The sequence below is a fragment of the Trichococcus flocculiformis genome (assembly GCF_963662535.1).
GTDB lineage: Bacteria > Bacillota > Bacilli > Lactobacillales > Aerococcaceae > Trichococcus > Trichococcus flocculiformis.
The window spans coordinates 227,346-252,208 of sequence record NZ_OY759718.1; the positions used below are offsets into that span (position 1 = coordinate 227,346).

Below are 24,863 nucleotides of genomic sequence, written 5' to 3' on the forward strand. Positions count from 1 at the left end.
GGCTATCTATTCAAAGCGCAGACTGTTCAAGAAATTCCTCAACAGCAAGGCTCGTATTCTTTCTTCATGTTCGCCTGTGTATGGGGCAAGTGACTTATCCAATACCGACAACATCAGGTTTCCTTCACGTTTCGTGATGATCCCGCGACTGTATAGATTTTGGGTTACCGCAAACGCATCTTTCTGGGTGATGCTTTCGCCTACTATAGCGATAAGTTTATCCAACAATTCTGCTTGATCGAGGATCTTCACTTTCATGATGCGTATATAACCGCCCCCGCCGCGTTTGCTTTCGACCGCGTAGCCTTGCTGTTCCGTAAAACGGGTATTGATGACATAGTTGATTTGTGAAGGTACGCAATTGAAACGATCCGCCATTTCATTCCTTCTGATTTCAATCTGCTCTTCTGCATTCAGAATCTTTTTGATGTATGCTTCGATGATATCTGACATATTCTGACCATGCATGGAATGGATGCCTCCCTTCCCCTGACTAATTTTGACTATTATATATTTATATTATGCTATTCCTACATAACTGTCAAATGGAAAGAGCTATCCGAGGGCTTTTACAGCAAATTATTCAAGAGAGCTTTGAAGCTCATCCGTACTGCTCTGCAGACTCTTTATAACAGCATATTTCACTAACATCTTCGACAAGATTACCGAAGAATGTTACTCATTATATACTGAAAGGTGAAAAACGGCAATATTTCTATCTGAAAAGCTGACAGGGGTTGGTTAATACAAAAATAGACGCAGAAATCATCGGAATGATTTCTGCGTCTATTTTTATTTATCGGGAAGACAGGATTCGAACCTGCGACCCCTTGGTCCCAAACCAAGTGCTCTACCAAGCTGAGCTACTTCCCGGTGATCATTTTGTAAAAAATGCACCCAACAGGAGTCGAACCTGTAACCGCTTGATTCGTAGTCAAGTACTCTATCCAATTGAGCTATGGGTGCTTCATGAATGATGATAAACTTCATTAAAATAAAAAAAAGCGGAAGACGGGGTTCGAACCCGCGACCCCCACCTTGGCAAGGTGATGTTCTACCACTGAACTACTTCCGCGTTTTTGAATGCCGGCTAAAGGACTTGAACCCTCGACCCTCTGATTACAAATCAGATGCTCTACCAACTGAGCTAAGCCGGCGTTTCAATATATTTAATTATTCTATCATTGTCGCAAGAATGATGAATGAGTTATGCAGGGCTCGAACCTGCGACCCTCTGATTAAAAGTCAGATGCTCTACCAACTGAGCTAATAACTCATGGATGGAGGTTGACGGGATCGAACCGCCGACATCCTGCTTGTAAGGCAGACGCTCTCCCAGCTGAGCTAAACCTCCAAAATATAAATGCGCGGCAACGTCCTAGTCTCACAAAGGGAAACCCTTCACTACAATCGGCGCTAAGAAGCTTAACTTCTGTGTTCGAGATGGGAACAGGTGTGACCTTCTTGCCATCGTCACCGCACATTTTTAATTAGAGAACGTTGTTCTCTCAAAACTGAATCTACAAAAGTAAAGGGATTCCGAAAACACCGCTTGAGTTTTCTTCTTTTTAAAAATTGGTTAAGTCCTCGACCGATTAGTATTGGTCCGCTCCATACATCGCTGTACTTCCACTCCCAACCTATCTACCTGATCATCTCTCAGGGGTCTTACTCACTTAAAGTGATGGGAAATCTCATCTTGAGGGGGGCTTCACGCTTAGATGCTTTCAGCGTTTATCCCGTCCACACATAGCTACCCAGCGATGCTCTTGGCAGAACAACTGGTACACCAGCGGTGTGTCCATCCCGGTCCTCTCGTACTAAGGACAGCTCCTCTCAAATTTCCAACGCCCGCGACGGATAGGGACCGAACTGTCTCACGACGTTCTGAACCCAGCTCGCGTACCGCTTTAATGGGCGAACAGCCCAACCCTTGGGACCGACTACAGCCCCAGGATGCGATGAGCCGACATCGAGGTGCCAAACCTCCCCGTCGATGTGAACTCTTGGGGGAGATAAGCCTGTTATCCCCAGGGTAGCTTTTATCCGTTGAGCGATGGCCCTTCCATGCGGAACCACCGGATCACTAAGCCCGACTTTCGTCCCTGCTCGACTTGTAGGTCTCGCAGTCAAGCTCCCTTCTGCCTTTACACTCTACGAATGATTTCCAACCATTCTGAGGGAACCTTTGGGCGCCTCCGTTACATTTTTGGAGGCGACCGCCCCAGTCAAACTGCCCGTCTGACACTGTCTCCCTGCTCGCTAAGAGCAGCGGGTTAGAGTGGTCATATCACAAGGGTAGTATCCCACCGTTGCCTCCTCCGAGACTGGCGTCCCGGTATCTTCGGCTCCTACCTATCCTGTACATGTGATACAAACACGCAATATCAAACTGCAGTAAAGCTCCATGGGGTCTTTCCGTCCTGTCGCGGGTAACCAGCATCTTCACTGGTACTATAATTTCACCGAGTCTCTCGTTGAGACAGTGCCCAAATCGTTACGCCTTTCGTGCGGGTCGGAACTTACCCGACAAGGAATTTCGCTACCTTAGGACCGTTATAGTTACGGCCGCCGTTTACTGGGGCTTCAATTCAAAGCTTCGCTTGCGCTAACCTCTCCTCTTAACCTTCCAGCACCGGGCAGGCGTCAGCCCCTATACGTCATCTTTCGATTTTGCAGAGACCTGTGTTTTTGATAAACAGTCGCTTGGGCCTATTCACTGCGGCTGACCTTGCGGTCAGCACCCCTTCTCCCGAAGTTACGGGGTCATTTTGCCGAGTTCCTTAACGAGAGTTCTCTCGCACACCTTAGGATTCTCTCCTCAACTACCTGTGTCGGTTTGCGGTACGGGCAGTTACTTTCTCACTAGAAGCTTTTCTTGGCAGTGTGACATCAGGAACTTCGCTACTAAATTTCGCTCCCCATCACAGCTTGTCCTTGAGAGAAAAAGCATTTCACTCGTTCTCAGACTTGCTGCTTGGACACACATTTCCGATCGTGTGCATTCCTTAGCCTCCTGCGTCCCTCCATCGCTCAAACAAAAGCAACTGGTACAGGAATATCAACCTGTTGTCCATCGCCTACGCCTATCGGCCTCAGCTTAGGTCCCGACTAACCCTGGGAGGACGAGCCTTCCCCAGGAAACCTTAGTTATTCGGTGGACGGGATTCTCACCCGTCTTGCGCTACTCATACCGGCATTCTCACTTCTAAGCGCTCCACCAGTCCTCACGATCTGGCTTCGATGCCCTTAGAACGCTCTCCTACCACGGAACCCATTGGGTTCCATCCACAGCTTCGGTGATCTGTTTAGCCCCGGTAAATTTTCGGCGCAGGGTCACTCGACTAGTGAGCTATTACGCACTCTTTAAATGATGGCTGCTTCTGAGCCAACATCCTAGTTGTCTATGCAACCCCACATCCTTTTCCACTTAACAGATACTTTGGGACCTTAGCTGGTGGTCTGGGCTGTTTCCCTTTTGACTACGGATCTTATCACTCGCAGTCTGACTCCCGGATCTAAATCAATGGCATTCGGAGTTTATCTGAATTCGGTAACCCGAGAAGGGCCCCTAGTCCAAACAGTGCTCTACCTCCATGATTCGCATATCCGAGGCTAGCCCTAAAGCTATTTCGGAGAGAACCAGCTATCTCCAAGTTCGATTGGAATTTCTCCGCTACCCACACCTCATCCCCGCACTTTTCAACGTGCGTGGGTTCGGTCCTCCAGTGCGTATTACCGCACCTTCAACCTGGACATGGGTAGGTCACTTGGTTTCGGGTCTACGACCTCATACTTATTCGCCCTATTCAGACTCGCTTTCGCTGCGGCTCCGTCTTTTCAACTTAACCTTGCATGAAATCGTAACTCGCCGGTCCATTCTACAAAAGGTACGCCATCACCCATTAACGGGCTTTGACTACTTGTAGGCACACGGTTTCAGGTACTGTTTCACTCCCCTTCCGGGGTGCTTTTCACCTTTCCCTCACGGTACTGGTTCACTATCGGTCACTAGGGAGTATTTAGCCTTGGGAGATGGTCCTCCCGGATTCCGACGGAATTTCTCGTGTTCCGCCGTACTCAGGATACTGGTAGAGCTGATTTGGATTTCGCATACGGGGCTATTACCCTATGTTGCGCAACTTTCCAGTTGGCTTCTGCTATCCATTGCAGTCTCATGTCCCAGTCCTACAACCCCAAAGAGCAAGCTCTTTGGTTTGGGCTTTTCCCGTTTCGCTCGCCGCTACTAAGGGAATCGAATTTTCTTTCTCTTCCTGCAGGTAATGAGATGTTTCAGTTCCCTGCGTGTTCCTCGATACACCTATGTATTCAGTGTAACGTAATATCCTATCAAAGATATTGGGTTGCCCCATTCGGAAATCTCCGGATCAAAGCTTACTTACAGCTCCCCGGAGCATATCGGTGTTAGTCCCGTCCTTCATCGGCTCCTAGTGCCTAGGCATCCACCGTGCGCCCTTATTCACTTAACCTATGGTTAAGCTCGCCATTGCTGGCTTGCTAACTTATTTCGTTAAAAACTCATTTAAGTCAACTTAAAACGCGGTAAAATGTTTAGGTTTCTTACTTTATTTTTGTAGTATTCAGTTTTCAAAGAACAACTTTTTTCTTGCTTGAGAGATTGATCTCTCAAAACTGAACAAAGAATGATTGAACCAAGCAAGGATTCCATTATATTCCTTAGAAAGGAGGTGATCCAGCCGCACCTTCCGATACGGCTACCTTGTTACGACTTCACCCCAATCATCTGTCCCACCTTAGGCGGCTGGCTCCATAAAGGTTACCTCACCGACTTCGGGTGTTACAAACTCTCGTGGTGTGACGGGCGGTGTGTACAAGACCCGGGAACGTATTCACCGCGGCGTGCTGATCCGCGATTACTAGCGATTCCGGCTTCATGCAGGCGAGTTGCAGCCTGCAATCCGAACTGAGAATGGCTTTAAGAGATTCGCTTGACCTCGCGGTCTTGCTGCTCGTTGTACCATCCATTGTAGCACGTGTGTAGCCCAGGTCATAAGGGGCATGATGATTTGACGTCATCCCCACCTTCCTCCGGTTTGTCACCGGCAGTCTCATTAGAGTGCCCAACTGAATGCTGGCAACTAACAATAGGGGTTGCGCTCGTTGCGGGACTTAACCCAACATCTCACGACACGAGCTGACGACAACCATGCACCACCTGTCACTTTGTCCCCGAAGGGAAAGTCCTATCTCTAGGATTGTCAAAGGATGTCAAGACCTGGTAAGGTTCTTCGCGTTGCTTCGAATTAAACCACATGCTCCACCGCTTGTGCGGGTCCCCGTCAATTCCTTTGAGTTTCAGCCTTGCGGCCGTACTCCCCAGGCGGAGTGCTTAATGCGTTAGCTGCAGCACTGAAGGGTGGAAACCCTCCAACACTTAGCACTCATCGTTTACGGCGTGGACTACCAGGGTATCTAATCCTGTTTGCTCCCCACGCTTTCGAGCCTCAGCGTCAGTTACAGACCAGAGAGTCGCCTTCGCCACTGGTGTTCCTCCATATATCTACGCATTTCACCGCTACACATGGAATTCCACTCTCCTCTTCTGCACTCAAGTTCCCCAGTTTCCAATGACCTTCCACGGTTGAGCCGTGGGCTTTCACATCAGACTTAAGGAACCGCCTGCGCTCGCTTTACGCCCAATAAATCCGGACAACGCTTGCCACCTACGTATTACCGCGGCTGCTGGCACGTAGTTAGCCGTGGCTTTCTGGTCAGATACCGTCAAGGCTGGAGCAGTTACTCTCCAACTTGTTCTTCTCTGACAACAGAGTTTTACGATCCGAAAACCTTCTTCACTCACGCGGCGTTGCTCCGTCAGACTTTCGTCCATTGCGGAAGATTCCCTACTGCTGCCTCCCGTAGGAGTTTGGGCCGTGTCTCAGTCCCAATGTGGCCGATCACCCTCTCAGGTCGGCTACGTATCATCGTCTTGGTGAGCCGTTACCTCACCAACTAACTAATACGCCGCGGGTCCATCCATAAGCGACAGCACAAAGGCCGTCTTTCCTTTCCCGATCATGCGATCAAGAAAACTATGCGGTATTAGCACCCGTTTCCGGATGTTATCCCCCTCTTATGGGCAGGTTACCCACGTGTTACTCACCCGTTCGCCACTATCTTCTCAGTGGAAGCAAGCTTCCATAGAAAAGACCGTTCGACTTGCATGTATTAGGCACGCCGCCAGCGTTCGTCCTGAGCCAGGATCAAACTCTCATGTAATGTGGGCTCTTGTACAGAAACCCTCATGAAAAGCTGAAAAGCTCTTAATTTCTTGCTGACTTTATGTTTGCGATACGATGTATCGCCTTCGTTTGCTTCGACCGAAGTCTAAGCTCCCTGCACATTTGGTTCGTTCATTCTTTGTTCAGTTTTCAAAGGTCAATCGCGCATCACGTATTACGTGATTGCTTATTTATAATACCACTTAACCAGCCCGGTGTCAACGCCTTTTCGAAATATTTTTTCGAGATACTTCAGACGTTTTTGAACTGCAGTAGCAACTCTTATATATTATCAAATCCAGGGCCATCTGTCAACAAATATTTTTCATCAGGAAAAAGGATTAATTCGACAACTTAAACAGTCTACCACCTGACGAACACTCTGTCAATACTAAATGGAATGTTTTTCAAAAAAATTTCCCCATCCTACGAACAAAAAGATTCAACAGACTAGTTGCGGATACTATCATCAGTTTGTTCGTAAAGGAGGAATTGTTTTGATCATCATCGTTTACATATCCATCTTTTATTTCGGAGCCATTTTCGGATCCTTCTTCACTGTACTCGGAACGCGTATCCCGATCAAAGAAAACTTCACCACCACACGCTCCCACTGCGTCCATTGCCAGCATACACTGCAGACAACAGATCTTTTTCCGATTGTTTCTTATGTATGTCACCGAGGCAAATGTGCTTACTGTACAACAAAAATAGATCCGATGTACTTCGCTTCGGAAATCATTTCCGGTTTTGTGACATGCCTTCTCTATTATTTCTACGCAACAGACTTGTTGCAGTTACTCGCTCTCGCCTTTATGTTCTCGTTGCTGCTGGTCATATCGATTACCGATTATCTCTATCTGTTGATTCCTGATCGCTTTCAGCTCTTGTTGTTTTTCGGTGTCGTATTTCATCAAATGACTCTTCCTACTACGGATTGGCCAGCAGCCTTTATCAGTTTTTTTGTGATCTTTTCATTGCTGTTCTTCACCGGCCTCGCTCTTCCTGACGGAATTGGGGGCGGCGATGTCAAACTGCTTTCGATCTTGAGCCTCGCTTTCGGGCTAGAACCAACCTTGTTCATCATCCTGTTGGCCAGCCTCTTCGCAGGCTTTTGTTTTTTGCACACCTACCTGACAAACGGTAGCTCCTTGCAGCGCAGATTACCGTTCGGGCCCTTTCTCGCCGCATCTGCCGTTGTGGTGCACTTTGCGCAAATGGTTTTGGTGCTTTGACGCCTCTCTAATTCTGTTCGAGGATTTTATTTATGCACAGAAATAACCCGTCAAAACCATTTTGACGGGGAAAATCAGTTCAAATCACAGTCAGAAAAACCGCCGAAACCACCTTGGCGGGGAAAAATATCCGCGGACAGCATGATATTCCCCGCCAAACCCATTTTCGCAGGGAATCACGCCAACAAACCCATTTTCAAATCCCAATCCTAGGAAAAAAAACATACAAACGACAAAAAAACGCCCCGGAAAAGCAAATTGCTTTTCCGGAACGTTTGTTGTTTTTATCCTCTGTAATCAGATAGGTCAGAACCCATTTCGGCTGTATCAGTGATGCTATAGACGCTCTCACTTTCGGCTTCGACGGCTTTTGGCTCCATCTTACGGTAGCGGGCCATACCTGTACCAGCAGGGATGATCTTACCGATGATAACATTCTCTTTAAGACCCAACAAGGAGTCTTTCTTGCCGCGGATTGCAGCATCCGTCAGGACACGAGTCGTTTCTTGGAAGGAAGCAGCAGACAAGAAGCTGTTTGTTTCCAATGACGCTTTTGTGATTCCCAAAAGAACTGGACGGGCTGTTGCTGGAACTTCCCCAGCGTTGATGACAGCACGGTTGCGGTCTTCGAAATCTGAGATATCCATCAATGTACCTGGCAGGATATCTGTTGAACCCGGATCCATAACGCGAACTTTACGCAACATTTGACGAACCATAACTTCGATATGCTTGTCGCCGATTTCTACCCCTTGCATACGGTATACTTTCTGAACTTCGCGCAGCAAGTACGTCTCAACAGACAATACATCGCGGACGCGCAACAAGCTCTTAGGCTCGATGGACCCTTCAGTCAACGGATCCCCACGGTGAACGATGTCGCCTTCAGCCACTTTCGTACGTGCAGTGTAAGGAATGGTATACGTTCTTGTATCCGTGATCCCTTTGACTGTTACTTCTTTAGAACGATCGGACGCACTCTCATCAATGGAGACAACTTCCCCGGTAACTTCTGTGATGACAGCTTGCCCTTTCGGATTACGCGCTTCAAAGATTTCTTGGATACGCGGCAAACCTTGTGTGATATCGTCTCCGGCAACCCCACCCGTATGGAATGTACGCATGGTCAATTGAGTACCCGGTTCACCGATGGATTGGGCAGCGATCGTACCGACTGCTTCACCGACCTCAACATTTGAACCAGTAGCCAAGTTACGGCCGTAGCAACGTTTGCAGACGCCGTGTCTTGTGTTACATGTGAACACGGAACGGATCGTCACTTCTTCGATACCAGCATCAATGATTTCCTTGGCCATATCTTCTGTGATCAATTGGTTATGAACTGCAAGAACTTTGCCGTTTTCAGGATGAACCACTGTTTTTTGAGCATAACGGCCAATCAGACGCTCTTCCAAGGCCTCAATGACTTCATTGCCTTCTTGGATCGAACGGACGATCAGACCACGATCGGTGCCGCAATCGTCTTCACGGATAATAACATCTTGCGCAACGTCAACCAAACGACGAGTCAGGTAACCTGAATCGGCTGTCTTCAAGGCTGTATCGGTCATCCCTTTGCGAGCTCCATGGGTAGAGATAAACATTTCCAAAACGCTTAGTCCTTCACGGAAGTTCGAAGTGATCGGCAATTCCATGATCTTACCATTTGGAGCGGCCATCAGACCACGCATACCGGCAAGTTGCGTAAAGTTGGAGATGTTACCACGGGCTCCGGAATCACTCATCATGAAGATCGGATTTTCTTGTCCCAATGTCTTCATCAGTTCGATCTGGATTTCATCTTTCGCCATATTCCAAGTTGTGATGACGCTGTTGTATCTTTCATCATCGGTGATCAGACCACGACGGAATTGTTTCGTGATGTTATCGACTTTTTTGTGCGCTCTTTCCAGAATCTCTGCTTTGGATTCCAATACCAAGATATCGGCGATCCCTACAGTGATACCTGCACGAGTCGAGATTTTGTAACCCAGGTCCTTCATTTTGTCCAACATCTTCGAAGTTTCCGTTACTTGGAACTTCTTGAAGACGGCAGCAATGATATTTCCAAGGTATTTCTTCTTGAACGGTCCGACAATTTCTTGTTTCTTGATGAACGCCTGAACGTCTTCGCCGGCTTCAACAAAGTATTTATCCGGAGTCGCTACATCCAAGTTGAATTGCGTTGGTTCGTTCAAATACGGGAATTCATCCGGCATGATTTCGTTAAAGAAGATCTTACCGACTGTCGTCACCAACAGACGGCCTCTTTGCCATTCTGTCCATGGTTTCTTAGGCAACGAATTCGTGCTGATCGCTACTCTGGTATGCAGATGGACAAATCCACCTTCATAAGCCAGACCCGCTTCTTCAGCGTTGGAGAAGATCATTCCTTCGCCGACTTTATTGATTTCTTCCAGCGTCAGGTAATAGTTACCCAAGACCATATCCTGGGATGGGGTTACGACTGGTTTACCATCTTTTGGATTCAAGATGTTCTGTGCAGCCAGCATCAATAGACGCGCCTCTGCTTGTGCTTCTTCGCCCAGCGGTACGTGGACGGCCATTTGGTCACCATCGAAATCGGCGTTATAGGCTTCACATACCAACGGATGCAGACGGATTGCTTTACCTTCGACAAGTACCGGTTCAAACGCTTGGATACCCAAACGGTGAAGCGTCGGTGCGCGGTTCAGCAATACCGGATGTTCTCTGATGACATCTTCCAATACATCCCAGACATCATCGTCCATACGGTCGATTTTGCGTTTTGCATTTTTGATGTTGCTTGCGATATCACGGGCAACCAATTCTTTCATCAAGAACGGTTTGAACAACTCGATCGCCATTTCTTTCGGCAAGCCGCATTGGTACATTTTCAGGAAAGGTCCAACTACGATTACGGAACGTCCGGAGTAGTCAACACGTTTACCCAGCAAGTTTTGACGGAAACGTCCTTGCTTCCCTTTCAACATGTGCGAAAGTGATTTCAATGGACGGTTACCTGGTCCTGTTACAGGACGGCCGCGACGACCGTTATCGATCAAAGCATCGACAGCTTCCTGCAGCATGCGTTTTTCATTCTGAACGATGATGTTCGGTGCGTTCAGGTCCAACAAGCGTTTCAGACGGTTGTTACGGTTGATGACACGACGGTAAAGGTCGTTCAAGTCACTTGTTGCGAAACGGCCGCCTTCCAATTGAACCATCGGACGCAAATCTGGAGGGATAACCGGGATTACATCCATGATCATCCAGCTAGGTTTGTTCCCTGAAGAACGGAAAGCATCCAGGATATCCAAACGACGGATTGCACGCGTACGTTTTTGTCCAGTCGCGGATTTCAAGTCTTCTTTTAATTGTTCACATTCAGCATCGACATCGACGCGATCAAGCAATTGCTTGATTGCTTCCGCACCCATGGCCGCATGGAAACTATTTCCGAATTGCGCCCGTTTGTCACGGTATTCTCTTTCTGTCAGCAACTGTTTCGATTCCAAGACAGTATCACCTGGTTCGATGACAACGTAGGAAGCGAAGTAAATGATTTCTTCCAATGCACGCGGGCTCATATCCAATACAAGTCCCATACGGCTAGGAATCCCTTTGAAGTACCATACATGGGTTACAGGAGCAGCCAATTCGATATGGCCCATTCTTTCACGACGGACCTTAGCGCGGGTTACTTCAACGCCACAGCGATCGCAAACGATGCCTTTGTAACGGATACCATTGTATTTACCACATGAACATTTCCAGTCCTTTTGCGGTCCAAAAATTCGCTCACAGAACAAACCTTCTTTTTCAGGTTTCAGTGTTCTGTAGTTGATTGTTTCTGGTTTTTTAACTTCCCCGTAAGACCAGCTACGGATCTTATCAGGAGAAGCCAAAGAGATTTGCATACTTTCAAATTTATTAACGTCTATCAAGGGGCCAACCTCCCTTTATTCTTTGAGCTGCCCAAAATGCTCTATCTACGTTTCTCGTGAGGCAATGCGCTTTGATCAAACATGCGCCCGAACGCTTCAGCAGCGTCCGGGAACACGGATTAGTCTCTCTTCATTGCTTCAGATTGTTTATTTAATCTTTCCATATTCACAACATCGTCTTCTTCATCCATGTCGCGCAATTCGATTTCTTCTTCTGCTTCATCAAGCACTTTCATATCCAATCCGAGTGCTTGCAATTCTTTCACCAATACGCGGAATGATTCAGGTACACCTGGACGAGGAATTGTTTCGCCTTTGACGATCGCTTCGTATGTTTTCACACGACCGACAACATCATCTGATTTGTATGTCAAGATTTCTTGCAATGTATAGGCAGCACCATAAGCTTCCAGTGCCCAAACTTCCATCTCTCCGAAACGTTGTCCACCGAACTGAGCTTTACCACCCAATGGTTGTTGCGTAACTAAAGAGTATGGTCCAGTTGAACGAGCATGCAATTTATCATCAACCATGTGGGAAAGTTTCAGATAGTACATGACGCCGACGGATACACGGTTATCGAACGGTTGACCTGTACGGCCATCATAAAGGATGGTTTTGGCATCGTTCGCCATACCGGCTTCAGCCACAGTACCCCAAACGTCATCTTCATCCGCACCATCGAATACTGGAGATGCGACGTAGATGCCTAATGAACGGGCAGCCATACCTAAGTGAAGTTCCAATACTTGTCCGATGTTCATACGCGATGGTACCCCTAGAGGGTTCAGCATGATGTCAACAGGCGTGCCGTCTGGCATGTATGGCATATCTTCTTCAGGCATGATACGGGATACAACCCCTTTGTTACCATGACGTCCGGCCATTTTATCCCCTTCGTTGATCTTACGTTTTTGAACGATGTAGACACGCACCAACAGATTCACACCAGGTGACAATTCATCCCCTGCTTCACGGGTAAAGATCTTCACATCGTGTACGATACCGCCGCCGCCGTGAGGAACACGTAGCGATGTATCGCGCACTTCGCGGGCTTTTTCACCGAAGATGGCATGCAATAGACGTTCTTCCGCGGACAGTTCCGTCATCCCTTTAGGAGTGACTTTACCGACTAGGATATCCCCATCTTTGACTTCCGCACCGATGCGGATGATGCCGCGCTCGTCAAGATCTTTCAAAGCATCTTCGCCGACGTTAGGCAATTCGCGGGTGATTTCTTCAGGTCCAAGCTTCGTATCACGTGCTTCTGATTCGTATTCTTCGATATGGATAGAAGTGTACACATCATCACGGACAAGACGTTCGTTCATGATAACAGCATCCTCGTAGTTGTAACCTTCCCAAGTCATGAAGGCAACCAAAACGTTCTGTCCAAGAGCCATTTCGCCTTTTTCCATAGATGGGCCATCCGCTAATGTCTCGCCGACATCGACACGGTCACCCAAAGCTACGATTGGACGTTGGTTATAGCAAGTTCCTGAGTTGGAACGTTGGAACTTGATGATTTCGTATTTATCCAAAGCGCCATTGTCGCGACGGACACGGATTTCTTTGGCATCCACGTATTCAACCACACCATCATTTTGGCACAACAGGGCTGCACCTGAGTCATGGGCTGCTTTGTATTCCATCCCGGTACCGACGAACGGTGCTTGCGGGTTGATCAGCGGAACAGCTTGACGTTGCATGTTGGCACCCATCAAAGCACGGTTGGAGTCATCGTTTTCCAAGAACGGGATGCAGGCTGTCGCGACAGCAACTACTTGTTTTGGAGAAACGTCCATGTAATCGACGCGTTCGATCGGAACTTCCAAGTTGTCATGGATATAACGGGCCATGACGATATTGTTGGCGAAGCTTCCGTCTTCCAATAGGACCGAGTTGGCTTGCGCTACGGTGAAGTTATCTTCTTCGTCAGCAGTCAAGTAGTCGATGATATTGGTAACCTTATGCGTGTTCCAGTCAACACGGCGGTAAGGTGTTTCAATGAAGCCATATTTGTTGATTTTCGCATAACTGGACAAGCTGTTGATCAGTCCGATATTCGGGCCCTCAGGCGTTTCGATCGGACACATACGGCCATAGTGGGAATAGTGAACGTCTCGGACTTCATATCCGGCACGGTCCCGCGTCAAACCACCGGGTCCTAAGGCAGAAAGACGACGTTTGTGCGTCAATTCGCCCAACGGATTCGTTTGGTCCATGAACTGCGACAATTGGGATGAACCAAAGAATTCTTTGATTGCAGCCACTACCGGGCGGATGTTGATCAATTGTTGCGGTGTTACGGTAGAAACATCCTGGATGGACATTCTTTCGCGCACGACACGCTCCATCCGTGACAAACCGATACGGAATTGGTTCTGCAACAACTCTCCGACCGAACGGATACGTCTGTTACCCAAGTGGTCGATGTCATCCGTTGTTCCCAGTCCTTCAGAAAGATTGAAGAAGTAGTTCATGGAAGCAAAGATATCGGCAGTCGTCAGATGTTTGATATCGTCAGCAATTTCGGAATTTCCGATGATGTTGATGACTTTCTCAGGGTCTTTCTTAGAGTAGACTTTCACTACCTGCATAACGACCGGATCAGTCACAACACCATCATCAGTAGGGTACAACGTCACTTGGTTCAAGCCGTTATCCAAATAAGGCGCTAAGCGTTCCATTACGCCGCGATCCAATTCGGTTCCTTTTTCCGCGATGATTTCACCTGTCTCAGGATCGACCAATGTTTCAGCCAATGTCTGGTTGTACAAGCGTGTTTTGACATTCAATTTTTTGTTTACTTTATAGCGTCCAACCGGAGCCATATCATATCTTCTTGGGTCGAAGAAACGGGCATTCAGCAAGTTACGCGAGCTGTCGGCCGTTTTCGGTTCGCCTGGACGAAGTCTCTCGTAGACGTCTTTCAACGCTTCTTCTGTTCTGGAGTCCGATGCGTTCTTATGTACATCTTTTTCCATAGTCAGCCGTAAGCTTTCGTTGTCGCCGAAGATCTCAAGAATCTGATCATCCGAACCGAAGCCCAATGCGCGGACCAAAACGGTCAACGGGATTTTTCTGGTGCGGTCGATACGGACGTAAGAGATATCTTTCGCATCCGTTTCATACTCCAACCATGCGCCACGGTTAGGAATCAACGTGTTGCCGAAACTTTCTTTCCCGTTTTTGTCCATCTTGTTATGGAAATAAACGCCTGGAGAACGAACCAATTGTGAGACGATAACACGTTCCGCTCCGTTGATGATGAAGGTACCCATATCTGTCATTAATGGGAAATCACCAAAGAAAACTTCCTGGTCTTTGATTTCGCCTGTTTCTTTATTGATCAAGCGTAGTTTTACATAAATCGGCGCCGAGTAGTTGGCATCATGTGCACGTGCTTCTGAAACAGTATATTTTGGAGCATGGAATTCATAATCGACAAATTCCAATGCTAAGTTCCCTGTGTGATCTTCAATCGGCGTGATGTCCTTGAACATCTCTTTGATCCCGGTTTCCAGGAACCATTTGTAAGAATCCGTTTGAATCTCAATCAGGTTAGGAAGCTCTAACACTTCACTGATACGCGAATAACTTCTGCGGGTACGTTGTTTCCCGAATTTTTCATTATGCCCTAACAACTTCTTCACCCCTACTTAAATTTAGACCTTTAGCGACAACACACTCTTATGTTGCATTTTCGCAACAAGTGTTACGTTTTTGTTACATATACAATCCGCAACGTTTTTTTGGCAAAAAAAAACCAAAAGAAGGTTGCAATTTCTGAGAAAATTACTCTTTCTTTTGTTTTCTGCCTCGAAAAGCGCGTCTGGACAATATTTCAGTCGCATTTTCTGAATTATCTTATGCGTCTATATTACCTTACTATTCTACACACATGATTTTCATTTGTCAACAGTCTTTCGCTCGCATCCGATCCGGGACACGTGCTAGGCTTTGACCGATTGAATGATCCAATAGCCTTTGTCGCGGGCAATGACTGCGACATTCCCGAAGACATCCAACATCTTTTGCTCAGCACTCGGCGCGCCTTGCTTCTTTTGGATGACTACAGTCAGCGTGCCGCCCGGCAAGAGATGCACGTGCGCTTCCGACAGGATGCGATGAACGACCTGTTTACCGGCGCGGATCGGCGGATTACTGACGATAGCCGCGAATTGCCTTTCTTCTGGCACTTGGTCGTAGGTATTCGACTCGTAGACTTTCACATTGCGGATGTTGTTGGCTTCCGCATTTCTGCGCGCTAAAGACATAGCCCGCTCGTTTACGTCCACCATCTCCACCAATCTTGCAGGATAGGCATAGGCAAGCGCCAGCCCCATCGGACCGTAGCCGCAGCCGACATCCAAGATATCCCCGGCAACCTCCTCATTCAAACGGAACGTTTCGATCAGCAAGCGCGAACCGAAGTCGACCGTTTTTTTGGAGAAGACACCACTGTCCGAGATGAACCGGAATTCACGGCCCCTCAAAGGGAAAGTCCAGGAAGCTTCCTTGCTTTCGGTCTCAGGATTCTTTGTGTAGTAATGATTTGACATATTTCCAACTCCTTCTGACGGAAGTCCGACACTGCAGGGAAAATACAAGAAAAGCCAGGATAATTGCTTATCCTGGCTAGTCTATTTACACAATCTAGAATTGTGTTTCTGTAGAAATAATCTTTTGAAAAAAGATTATTTAACTGTTACAGAAGCGCCAACTTCTTCTAATTGAGCTTTCAATGCTTCAGCATCTTCTTTAGATACAGCTTCTTTGATAACGCCAGGAGCGCCGTCAACTAGAGCTTTAGCTTCTTTCAAGCCTAGGCCTGTAGCTTCACGTACAACTTTGATTACTTTGATTTTAGCATCTCCAGCTGAAGTTAATTCAACGTTGAATTCAGTTTGCTCTTCTTCTGCTGCTGCTACTGCGCCTGCTGCTGCTACTGGAGCTGCAGCTGTTACGCCGAATTCTTCTTCGATAGCTTTTACTAAGTCGTTTAATTCTAGAACTGTTGCTACTTTGATGTCAGCAATGATTGCTTCGATGTTTAATGACATTTTGTGTTCCTCCGTTTTTGGTTTAAGTTTTTTTGTGCCTCCATTAAAGAGGCTTGTGTTTTGGTTCATCTAGCAGAACTGCAAATTATGCAGCTTCGCCGTCTTTCTCGGATACAGCTTTAATAGCCAACGCAAAGTTGCGGACTGGAGCTTGTAATACTGAAAGCAACATAGAAAGCATACCTTCGCGGTTTGGTAGTTTTGCCAAAGCTTCGATTTCTTCTTTAGAAGAAACGTTACCCTCAACGATACCACCTTTGATTTCTAGTTTATCAGCAGTTTTTACAAATTCAGCCATGATTTTGGCTGGAGCTACAACATCTTCAGAACTGAATGCAACAGCAGTAGGTCCTTTGAAGATGCTTTCCATGCCTTCCAAACCTGCAGCGACAGCAGCACGTACCATTAGAGAGTTTTTGATAACTTTCATTTCTACGCCAGCTTCACGCAATTGTTTTCTTAATTCAGTCACCTGTTCAACAGTAAGACCTAAATAATCAACAACGACTACAGATGCGGATTCTTGGATTTTTGTTGTCAGTTCTTCAACCAACAGTTGTTTTTGTGCAATAGCAGCTTCACTCATCTTATATTTCACCCCCTGGATTTTATGATAGAATTTCTTGTAAAAACAAAAAACTCTATGTCACCTAGACATAGAGGATCCATAAATATCTCATTGGATTCTTCCTCGGCAGGTATATTAAGGCTCGCACCCCCTGCTGTCTTCGGTAAGCATATATTAACCTCAACGACTATACCAAAGATAGTCGCTGAGGTCAAGGTTTTTTTATAAAGAGCTTGCGTCCACTTTAACGCCAGGTCCAAATGTAGTTGTTACACTTACATTTTTAACGTATTGGCCTTTAGCAGTTGCTGGTTTAGCTTTCAAGATTACATCGTGGATTGTACGGAAGTTTTCCATCAATTTAGCATCGTCGAATGATACTTTACCGATAGGAACGTGGATGTTACCAGCTTTGTCAGCACGGTATGTAACTTTACCAGCTTTGATTTCGTCAATAGCTTTTGTTACGTCCATTGTTACAGTACCTGTTTTAGGGTTTGGCATCAAGCCTTTAGGTCCCAATACACGACCCAAACGTCCAACTTCACCCATCATGTCAGGAGTTGCAACGACAACATCAAATTCAAACCATCCGCCTTGGATTTTTTGAACCATATCTGCGTCGCCTACGTAGTCTGCCCCAGCAGCTTCCGCTTCTTTAGCTTTTTCGCCTTTAGCGAACACTAAAACGCGTTGTGTTTTACCAGTTCCGTTTGGAAGCACGACTGCTCCACGGATTTGTTGGTCATTTTTACGAGTGTCGATTCCTAAACGGTAAGCGACCTCAACAGTTGCGTCGAATTTTGCAAAATCGACTTCTTTCGCTAATGCTACTGCTTCTTCTACTGAATATGCTTTAGTAGAATCTACTTTTTTCGCAGCATCTTGGAATTTTTTACTTTTCTTAGCCATTGAATTTTCCTCCTAGATTGTGGTTTTAACGGATTAACCTCCCACGTGTGGCCCGGAACACCTTATGAGCGTTCGAAAGGCCACATGAGAAGCTGCATTTTGAATTAGTCTTGAACTGTAATACCCATTGAACGGGCAGTACCTTCGACCATACGCATAGCAGCTTCTACGTCTGCTGCATTCAAGTCTACCATTTTTGTTTCAGCGATTTCTTTAACTTGGTCACGTGTTACAGTACCAACTTTTTTCTTGTTCGGTTCGCCTGAACCTGATTCGATACCTGCAGCTTTTTTCAGCAATACTGGAGCTGGAGGAGTTTTTGTAATGAAGGTGAATGAACGATCTTCATATACAGAAATGACGACGGGAATGATCATACCTGCTTGGTCAGCAGTACGTGCATTGAATTCTTTACAGAATCCCATGATATTTACTTGTGCTTGACCCAAAGCTGGACCTACCGGTGGAGCAGGAGATGCTTTACCTGCAGGAATTTGTAACTTAACTAATTTAACAACTTTTTTAGCCACGAGACATACCTCCTTGATTGTTCGTGATGTGGTTTAATGGGGTTAAGATTTCCCCTCCCACTCAATCCATACGCCTGAACGTACCGATATATTATATCAGTACACCCAAATAAATGCAATAGTTTTTTTAGCCTTTGTCGACTTGGTTGTAATCTAGTTCGGCAATCGTTTCGCGGCCGAACATTTCGATCATGACTTTCAACTTGCCTTTTTCGCTGTCCACTTCTTCAACGAATCCTGACAGACCGTTGAATGCGCCATCGGTGATGGTGACGGGCTCGCCTTTTTCAAAGTTCACATCATGCGTACGCGTGCTCATACCCATACGCTTCAGGATGACTTCGATTTCTTCATTCAATAACGCAGACGGCTTGCTGCCCGCTCCGTGCGATCCAACGAAACCGGTAACGCCCGGCGTGTTACGGACTACGAACCACGCTTCATCAGACATAATCATTTCAACCAACACATAACCAGGGAAGGTTTTTTGCGTAGTCGCCTTCTCTTTTCCGTCCTTCACTTCCACTTGCTCTTCTTCCGGGATCACAACGCGGAAGATATGGTCTTCCATGTTCATGCTTTGCGCACGTGATTCGATGTTCAGTTTCACTTTGTTCTCATAGCCTGAATAAGTGTGCAACACATACCATTGTTTTTCGTTTTCGATCGTTTCCATTTTTCGCATCTTCCTTCTTGGTGGATTTTTATTAGACTTCATTTATTGTAAACAAAAAAACCTTCCTGTCGTTGAAAGGTTTCTTCTGTACGGCGTTAACATTATAGCATCACGAAGACTGTATGGCTACAAATCTTCTTTTTAATTTAAGATTAAACTCATTGCTTCTGTGATCCCAAAATCTACTACGGCAAAAAATATTCCGAATAGAATGGTTGTAACGACAACCGTATTTGTATATTTTGCTAATTCCTTACCAGTCGGCCAAGTCACTTGCTTCATTTCATCCGCTACGCTCTTCAGAAATTTCATGCTTCTCCTCCTACTATCTGTTGCCAGTTTCGTCTTTATTTCGTTTCTTTGTGCAAGGTATGCTTCCCGCAATACCGGCAAAATTTCTTGACTTCCAAACGTTCTGTACGACCTTTTTCAGTAGGTGTGATGGTATAGTTCCTTGATCCACATACGGTACAGGCTAATGCGGCTTTTCTGATAGCCATGTCGCTCACCTATTTTCTCTCTATTTGTGTACACAATACAAGCTAATATTAGAGCGCCTATCCCAAATAGTCAACCCTTTTATTTTTGCGGATGCGCCCAAAATACAAAAAGGCTTCCGGATCTGAGACCGGAAACCTTTTTGTTGCGCTATTCATTTCTGCATTACCTTATCCGTGTTGAATCTTACTTCTTATTGAACTGTAACGATTGCGTCGCCAAGATCTACAGTGCCTTCTGCAACAACTTCAATGTTTTTGTAATTGAAAGTGTTTGTGATTACCATAGGAGTCGTTGTTTTGTAACCGGACGCCTTGATGAAGTCGATATCGAAATCAACCAATTTGTCTCCGATCTCAACAAGATCTCCAGCTTTAACATGGGTAGTGAAACCTTCACCCTTCAGATTGACTGTATCCAATCCGATGTGGATCAAAATTTCAACACCTTCGTCTGATTCAAGACCGATAGCATGCTTCGTGTCGAAAACCATTACGACTTTACCATTGATCGGCGAAACAACCTCTCCGACTGCAGGTTCGATTGCGACCCCTTTACCCAATGCTTCGCTAGCGAAGGCAGCGTCATCCACTTGTGTCAAGGGAATAGCGGTACCCGCGATCGGCGAACGTAAAGTAGTGGCAACTGTCGCTTTTTCTTCAGCAGCAGGTGCTGCTGTCTTTTCTGCAGCTTTTTCTTCTGTTTTTTCAACAGCCTTCAGACCATAATAGTCTTCTTTGGAAGGCAATTTCGCGGCACTGCCGCTTTCGATGAATTCTTCCAGGTTTGATTTGATGACAGAAACTTTCGGTCCGTAAACAACTTGAACGCCGTTTCCTTTATGGATGACGCCGGATGCTCCCGTGCCCTTCAATAATTCCGCATCAACCAAATCTCCGTTTGCAACGGTTGTACGCAGACGAGTTGCACAGCTGTCGACGTCCACGATGTTCGCTGCGCCACCCAAACCATAAACGATGGAAGCGGACATTTCATCCGTTTCGTTTTTCACGACTGAGGCAATGTCTGCAGCGCCTTCTTGCGCTTTCGCATTCATGTCAGCACGTGTATACAATTTCACTTCAGTCGAATCATCTTCACGACCTGGAGTCTTGTAGTTGAACTTCTTGATCAAGAACGAGAACAGGAAGTAGTAGACCACGAAGTACGCAAGACCGATGAATACAATCCAGATCCAGTTTGTTTTGGCATTCCCTTGCAGGATACCGTAAAGGAACATGTCAATGAATCCGCCTGAGAAAGTCATACCGACGCCAACGTTGAACATATGCATCAACATGTAAGCAGCACCGGCCAAAACAGAGTGGATGACATACAACGGTGTCGCCACAAACAAGAATGTGAATTCCAATGGCTCAGTGATACCAGTAAGCATGGAAGTCAAGGCAGCAGACAACAATAGTCCGCCGGCTTCTTTCCTTTTTTCTGGTTTAGCTGTGTGGTACATCGCTAAAGCAGCACCAGGCAAACCGAAGATCATCAACGGGAATTTACCTGACATGAAGCGGGTAGCTGCAACGCTGAAGACAGTTGTGTCAGGGTCAGCCAATTGCGCGAAGAAGATGTTTTGTGCACCTTCGACCATTTTTCCGCCGACTTCCATCGTTCCGCCCACTGCTGTTTGCCAGAAAGGCAAGTAGAATACGTGGTGCAGACCGAACGGAATCAACGCACGCTCCATGAAACCATAGAGCCATGTTCCAGCGTAACCGGAACCTTGTACCAAAGCACCGATCGCATTGATGCCTTCTTGCACTGGCGGCCAGATAAAGACCATCAGGATACCTACGAACAAGTAGACGATCGATGAGATGATCGGAACAAAACGAGTGCCTTCAAAGAACGAAAGAGCAGCTGGTAATTGAATTTTATAAAAGCGATTATGAAGTGCAGCAACACCCAAACCGACGATCATACCTCCAAAAACACCCATTTGCAATGACTCGATACCCAATACGTTTGAGATGGAACCTTCGATGAACTGATCTGCGCCGCCACGGGCTACGATCATAGCGCCGATGGATGAATGCATGATCAGGAAGGCGATGACAGCAGCCAAAGATGCAGTCGCTTTTTCAGCTTTCGCCATACCGATGGCACAGCCGACAGCGAAGATCAACGGCAAGTTGCCAAAGACAACAGATCCAGCCTGGTTCATTACGTTCAGAACATCATAAATGAATGTCCCTTGACCCATCAGTTCTGTTAAACCATATGTTTCTAGTGTCGTAGCATTAGTAAATGACCCACCGATACCCAAAAAGAGTCCGGCTACTGGCAAAATGGCGATTGGCAGCATAAACGAACGCCCAACACGCTGCAAAATACCAAAAATTTTGTCCTTCATTTTAAATCCTCCAAATAGGGACAAGGAAAGCTCCGTTACAGGACAACTGACCTTGTTCTCTTTATTTAAACGGACGGATAATGCAGGAGATGAATATAGCGCTTTATTGATTAATAAATGAAGATTCTGAAAGATAAGGTACTTTGAATCCTCAGCCATTATAACGCAACTGCCTTTTCATTAAAAGCGTGAAGTAACATTTCAGACACAATTCCAAGGGCATTCTTAAGTAATTTTAATGAAAACGCTAACTTGTATAGTCATGTTAGTCCAATCAACATTGTGCAAGAATTTTTCTGGTTTTTCACAAGGGAAAATCCGTGCCGCTCATAGAGCTTGCGCGCCGGATTAGAGCGGGACACACTCAAGGACACTGCCTCCAAACCCGTTGCATGCAGATGCGTCAGCATCTGCTCCAACAGCGCCGTCCCGATACCGCGCCCGCGGAAGGCCGGCAGCACCGCGATTGCGAGTTCGGGCACATCTGAGCGTACGAAACCGTAGCCTTTTTGGGCCGTTGTCGCAAGCCGAACCCACACCGCTCCGACGGCTTTATCATCCGATAATGCTATGAATGCCACGTCGCCTTCTCTGCCGAAGTCCGCATAGTAGCGCCGGATTGCAGGTTCTTCCAATATTTTACGCGGCAAAAAGCCCCCGCCTTCGGGCGAATAAATCGCCTGATAAGTCATTTCCTTCAGGAAAAACTCATCCGCAGGGGCTCCGTCTCTAATGGTGATCATTTCAGAATCAGAGACACGATCAACAGGATGATCTCCAACCCATGGTAAAGAATCAGGTTTTTGATTGCCAAGTCAAAAGTTGTCGCTTTTTCCTGTTTGGCTTTGAAACGGTTGATGTTACGCTGAACAATCGGGAAGATTGCCCAAATGAACAGCATCCAAACCGGATAGATTCCGAACAACACCGAAAAGGTCGTTGCAGCGAAAGCCCCATAATACAACCAGGCGTAAAGACGCACTGCAACTGGCTTCCCGATGTAGAAAGTCAACGTATAGCGGTGGTTGGAAATGTCCGTTTCATAGTCGCAGATATTGTTCGCTAGCATGATGTTGGCGATGCTGAACACAAGTGGAGCCGACTGCAAGAGAATGATCAGCAGATTCGCGCTGTTCCCCGCCAGCGTGAAGTTCGGCCACTGCAGCAGGAGCGAAGCCAGCGTTCCGACCGGCACATTCACGAAAACAGCGATGAAAAAGATTCCGAAGCCCATCGTCAGCCCTGATGCCACTTCACCTAAGGGCATCCGCGAAATCGGAAAAGGCCCGAATGTATAAAGAATCCCAATCGCAAAGCAGAGTGCCCCAATCATCAGCAGCAACAGATCGGTCCTCACGGTCAGGATCAATCCCAGCAGCGCTGCAAAGGCAATCATTGAAACGATGATTTTGGCTGCTTGTTTGACGGAAATCCCAGCTTTTCCGAGGATGTTTTCCTCATCACGGTAAACCAGGTTCTTCGCCTTTACATAATCCATCGTGTTATTGATGGCCGTCGTCGCCATATCAAATACGACCATCGCTATAAAGAATAAAATAGTGTTCAGCGCATTGATGCTGCCGAAATGATAAAGCGTAAACAAGGTACCCAGCACAAACGGAAACAAACTGGCTAACTTAGTCTTGATTTCCACAAATTCCAAAAATACAGGTACATTCATCTCTTTCACCCCTATTCATTTTCCCAAACATACTCGTCGTTCGTCAGTTCAAAATTATCAATCAATCCATCCGAAACGTAGACTTTCTTGTCCTTAGTCACAAAAACGGCTTCGATATCATCCCGTTCGTTGACATAGGCCAGACCAGCTTCCAGCCCGAGGCCAAAGACAAGCGTCGACAAGGCATCGCCATCGATCGATTTATCGGACAAAATAGAAACACCGGCGATATCGTTATCGAACGGATAGCCTGTTTCCGGATCCATCAGATGGTGATAGCTGACACCCTCCACTTCGATATAGCGTTCGTAAATGCCTGAAGTCACGATCGAACGGTTTTTTTGTTTCGTTTTGCCGATCGTTTCCCCACGCGCAGCCATCGGATCCTGGATGCCTACATTCCAAGACTCCCCTTCACGCAAAGGCGAACCGCCCATGACATAAACGTTGCCGCCAAGATCGATGATGGCCGTCGTAACACCATTCTCCGCCAACAAATCCTTCACTTCGTCGGTGATATAGCCTTTTGCGATGGCACCCAAGTCCAAGCGCATCGCCGCATCAGCCAACTGAACCGTCCGCGCTGCATCATCCAGCACGACGCGTTCGTAATCGACCAACGCCAGCGCCGCATCAATCTCACTCTGCTCCGGCTTCCTAGCATCCTCGAAGCCGATGTGCCACAGTTCCGTGATCGGCCCAATCGACAGGTCGAAATTACCATCGGATGCCTTGCTGTAATCCCAAGCACTCCGTACCAACGGGTAGATATCCTCAGATAGTTCAACCGCTTCCGTCCCGGCAACAGCGTTGATCGCATCGATTTCAGATCCAGGTTCATTCACCGTAATCTTATCGGCTAGTTCCTCGACACGCGCGAAAGCTTCTTCCAGCACCGCCTCTTTGCCTTCATCATAAACGCGCACCGTCACATAGGTGCCCATCAGAAATTCCGTTTTCTCGTACGGCTCTTTGCGTATCGCCGTTTCTTCCTGCACGCCGCCGTTGCCGCATCCCCCGATAAGGAGCGTCAGCAACAAGGCGCCGATCAAGACGATCTTATTCATATATTTTCTCATCGATTCACCCCATATTCCCATTTAAAAAAGACAGGCAGGAACAAGAACGCTGTCCCTA

16 protein-coding genes, 6 tRNA genes, 3 rRNA genes and 1 other annotated feature are annotated in these 24,863 nt (G+C 46.8%); of the genes, 1 reads left to right on the top strand and 24 read right to left on the bottom strand.

Going from position 1 to position 24,863, the window contains the following annotated elements:
- Positions 1-6: 6 nt before the first annotated feature.
- From ACKPCD_RS01485 to ACKPCD_RS01530, 10 genes are all read right to left on the bottom strand, one after another.
- Positions 7-468, bottom strand: a complete 462-nt coding sequence (locus ACKPCD_RS01485; RefSeq protein ID WP_086989528.1) for a CtsR family transcriptional regulator — start codon at positions 466-468, stop codon at positions 7-9.
- A gap of 331 nt (positions 469-799) precedes the next feature.
- Positions 800-873: transfer RNA gene (locus tag ACKPCD_RS01490), tRNA-Pro, on the bottom strand.
- A gap of 19 nt (positions 874-892) precedes the next feature.
- Positions 893-966, bottom strand: a tRNA-Arg gene (locus ACKPCD_RS01495).
- Positions 967-1,003: 37 nt separating this feature from the next.
- Positions 1,004-1,075 (bottom strand) — tRNA-Gly (locus tag ACKPCD_RS01500).
- A 9-nt stretch (positions 1,076-1,084) separates the two neighbouring features.
- Positions 1,085-1,157 (bottom strand) — tRNA-Thr (locus tag ACKPCD_RS01505).
- 46 nt (positions 1,158-1,203) lie between these two features.
- Positions 1,204-1,276: transfer RNA gene (locus ACKPCD_RS01510), tRNA-Lys, on the bottom strand.
- A 5-nt stretch (positions 1,277-1,281) separates the two neighbouring features.
- Positions 1,282-1,354, bottom strand: a tRNA-Val gene (locus ACKPCD_RS01515).
- A gap of 11 nt (positions 1,355-1,365) precedes the next feature.
- Positions 1,366-1,481, bottom strand: a 5S ribosomal RNA gene (gene rrf, locus ACKPCD_RS01520).
- A 94-nt stretch (positions 1,482-1,575) separates the two neighbouring features.
- A 23S ribosomal RNA gene (locus ACKPCD_RS01525) occupies positions 1,576-4,490 on the bottom strand.
- 212 nt (positions 4,491-4,702) lie between these two features.
- A 16S ribosomal RNA gene (locus ACKPCD_RS01530) occupies positions 4,703-6,261 on the bottom strand.
- The 16S, 23S and 5S rRNA genes sit together here with 6 tRNA genes alongside, the layout of an rRNA operon.
- A 499-nt stretch (positions 6,262-6,760) precedes the next feature.
- Here ACKPCD_RS01530 and ACKPCD_RS01535 point away from each other — a divergent pair.
- On the top strand, positions 6,761-7,498 hold the full coding sequence (locus ACKPCD_RS01535; protein ID WP_321433782.1) for a prepilin peptidase: 738 nt from the start codon (positions 6,761-6,763) through the stop codon (positions 7,496-7,498).
- Between the two features lie 284 nt (positions 7,499-7,782).
- Here ACKPCD_RS01535 and rpoC read toward each other — a convergent pair whose 3' ends face one another.
- The 14 genes from rpoC to ACKPCD_RS01605 all read right to left on the bottom strand — a co-directional run bounded on the left by rpoC (position 7,783) and on the right by ACKPCD_RS01605 (position 24,805).
- Positions 7,783-11,427 carry a DNA-directed RNA polymerase subunit beta' gene (gene rpoC, locus ACKPCD_RS01540; protein WP_321433783.1) on the bottom strand — a complete coding sequence of 1,215 codons (3,645 nt, stop codon included), beginning with the start codon at positions 11,425-11,427 and terminating at the stop codon, positions 7,783-7,785.
- A gap of 119 nt (positions 11,428-11,546) precedes the next feature.
- Complete coding sequence (rpoB, locus tag ACKPCD_RS01545; protein ID WP_177208661.1) at positions 11,547-15,074, bottom strand: DNA-directed RNA polymerase subunit beta; 3,528 nt, start codon at positions 15,072-15,074, stop codon at positions 11,547-11,549.
- A gap of 309 nt (positions 15,075-15,383) precedes the next feature.
- Positions 15,384-15,992, bottom strand: coding sequence for a class I SAM-dependent methyltransferase (locus ACKPCD_RS01550; protein WP_086942742.1), 609 nt, complete (start codon positions 15,990-15,992; stop codon positions 15,384-15,386).
- A 135-nt stretch (positions 15,993-16,127) separates the two neighbouring features.
- The gene (gene rplL / locus ACKPCD_RS01555) at positions 16,128-16,493 is read right to left on the bottom strand and encodes a 50S ribosomal protein L7/L12 (protein ID WP_321433784.1); all 366 of its coding nucleotides are present in this window, start codon (positions 16,491-16,493) and stop codon (positions 16,128-16,130) included.
- 85 nt (positions 16,494-16,578) lie between these two features.
- On the bottom strand, positions 16,579-17,079 hold the full coding sequence (rplJ, locus tag ACKPCD_RS01560; protein ID WP_321433785.1) for a 50S ribosomal protein L10: 501 nt from the start codon (positions 17,077-17,079) through the stop codon (positions 16,579-16,581).
- Positions 17,080-17,116: 37 nt separating this feature from the next.
- Positions 17,117-17,243, bottom strand: a sequence feature (ribosomal protein L10 leader region).
- A gap of 40 nt (positions 17,244-17,283) precedes the next feature.
- Positions 17,284-17,973: a 50S ribosomal protein L1 gene (rplA, locus tag ACKPCD_RS01565; RefSeq protein ID WP_086942743.1), complete on the bottom strand. Its 690-nt coding sequence runs from the start codon at positions 17,971-17,973 to the stop codon at positions 17,284-17,286.
- 104 nt (positions 17,974-18,077) lie between these two features.
- Entirely contained in the window at positions 18,078-18,503 is a 426-nt protein-coding gene (rplK, locus tag ACKPCD_RS01570; protein WP_068562458.1) for a 50S ribosomal protein L11, read from the bottom strand.
- Positions 18,504-18,630: 127 nt separating this feature from the next.
- Entirely contained in the window at positions 18,631-19,179 is a 549-nt protein-coding gene (gene nusG / locus ACKPCD_RS01575) for a transcription termination/antitermination protein NusG (RefSeq protein WP_086989356.1), read from the bottom strand.
- Positions 19,180-19,320: 141 nt separating this feature from the next.
- The gene (gene secE / locus ACKPCD_RS01580; RefSeq protein ID WP_068562460.1) at positions 19,321-19,491 is read right to left on the bottom strand and encodes a preprotein translocase subunit SecE; all 171 of its coding nucleotides are present in this window, start codon (positions 19,489-19,491) and stop codon (positions 19,321-19,323) included.
- A 35-nt stretch (positions 19,492-19,526) separates the two neighbouring features.
- The gene (gene rpmG, locus ACKPCD_RS01585; protein WP_072763840.1) at positions 19,527-19,679 is read right to left on the bottom strand and encodes a 50S ribosomal protein L33; all 153 of its coding nucleotides are present in this window, start codon (positions 19,677-19,679) and stop codon (positions 19,527-19,529) included.
- A 191-nt stretch (positions 19,680-19,870) separates the two neighbouring features.
- Positions 19,871-22,045: a PTS sugar transporter subunit IIABC gene (locus ACKPCD_RS01590; RefSeq protein ID WP_321433786.1), complete on the bottom strand. Its 2,175-nt coding sequence runs from the start codon at positions 22,043-22,045 to the stop codon at positions 19,871-19,873.
- Between the two features lie 260 nt (positions 22,046-22,305).
- Positions 22,306-22,788, bottom strand: a complete 483-nt coding sequence (locus ACKPCD_RS01595) for a GNAT family N-acetyltransferase (protein WP_321433787.1) — start codon at positions 22,786-22,788, stop codon at positions 22,306-22,308.
- Positions 22,785-23,726 (bottom strand): 1,4-dihydroxy-2-naphthoate polyprenyltransferase, encoded by a 942-nt coding sequence (gene menA / locus ACKPCD_RS01600; RefSeq protein ID WP_321433788.1) that lies wholly within the window; start codon positions 23,724-23,726, stop codon positions 22,785-22,787. The genes ACKPCD_RS01595 and menA overlap by 4 nt, the downstream gene beginning before the upstream one ends.
- Before the next feature lie 11 nt (positions 23,727-23,737).
- Positions 23,738-24,805, bottom strand: a complete 1,068-nt coding sequence (locus ACKPCD_RS01605; RefSeq protein WP_321433789.1) for an FAD:protein FMN transferase — start codon at positions 24,803-24,805, stop codon at positions 23,738-23,740.
- Between the last annotated feature and the right edge of the window lie 58 nt (positions 24,806-24,863).

Excerpts from the sequence above, each read along its gene's own strand:
- ACKPCD_RS01485 (WP_086989528.1), bottom strand. The coding sequence starts at position 468 with ATGCATGGTCAGAATATGTCAGATATCATCGAAGCATACATCAAAAAG.
- ACKPCD_RS01550 (WP_086942742.1), bottom strand. The coding sequence starts at position 15,992 with ATGTCAAATCATTACTACACAAAGAATCCTGAGACCGAAAGCAAGGAA.
- rplL (WP_321433784.1), bottom strand. The coding sequence starts at position 16,493 with ATGTCATTAAACATCGAAGCAATCATTGCTGACATCAAAGTAGCAACA.
- rplJ (WP_321433785.1), bottom strand. The coding sequence starts at position 17,079 with ATGAGTGAAGCTGCTATTGCACAAAAACAACTGTTGGTTGAAGAACTG.
- rplA (WP_086942743.1), bottom strand. The coding sequence starts at position 17,973 with ATGGCTAAGAAAAGTAAAAAATTCCAAGATGCTGCGAAAAAAGTAGAT.
- nusG (WP_086989356.1), bottom strand. The coding sequence starts at position 19,179 with ATGGAAACGATCGAAAACGAAAAACAATGGTATGTGTTGCACACTTAT.
- secE (WP_068562460.1), bottom strand. The coding sequence starts at position 19,491 with ATGAAATTTCTGAAGAGCGTAGCGGATGAAATGAAGCAAGTGACTTGG.
- rpmG (WP_072763840.1), bottom strand. The coding sequence starts at position 19,679 with ATGGCTATCAGAAAAGCCGCATTAGCCTGTACCGTATGTGGATCAAGG.
- ACKPCD_RS01590 (WP_321433786.1), bottom strand. The coding sequence starts at position 22,045 with ATGAAGGACAAAATTTTTGGTATTTTGCAGCGTGTTGGGCGTTCGTTT.
- ACKPCD_RS01595 (WP_321433787.1), bottom strand. The coding sequence starts at position 22,788 with ATGATCACCATTAGAGACGGAGCCCCTGCGGATGAGTTTTTCCTGAAG.
- menA (WP_321433788.1), bottom strand. The coding sequence starts at position 23,726 with ATGAATGTACCTGTATTTTTGGAATTTGTGGAAATCAAGACTAAGTTA.
- ACKPCD_RS01605 (WP_321433789.1), bottom strand. The coding sequence starts at position 24,805 with ATGAGAAAATATATGAATAAGATCGTCTTGATCGGCGCCTTGTTGCTG.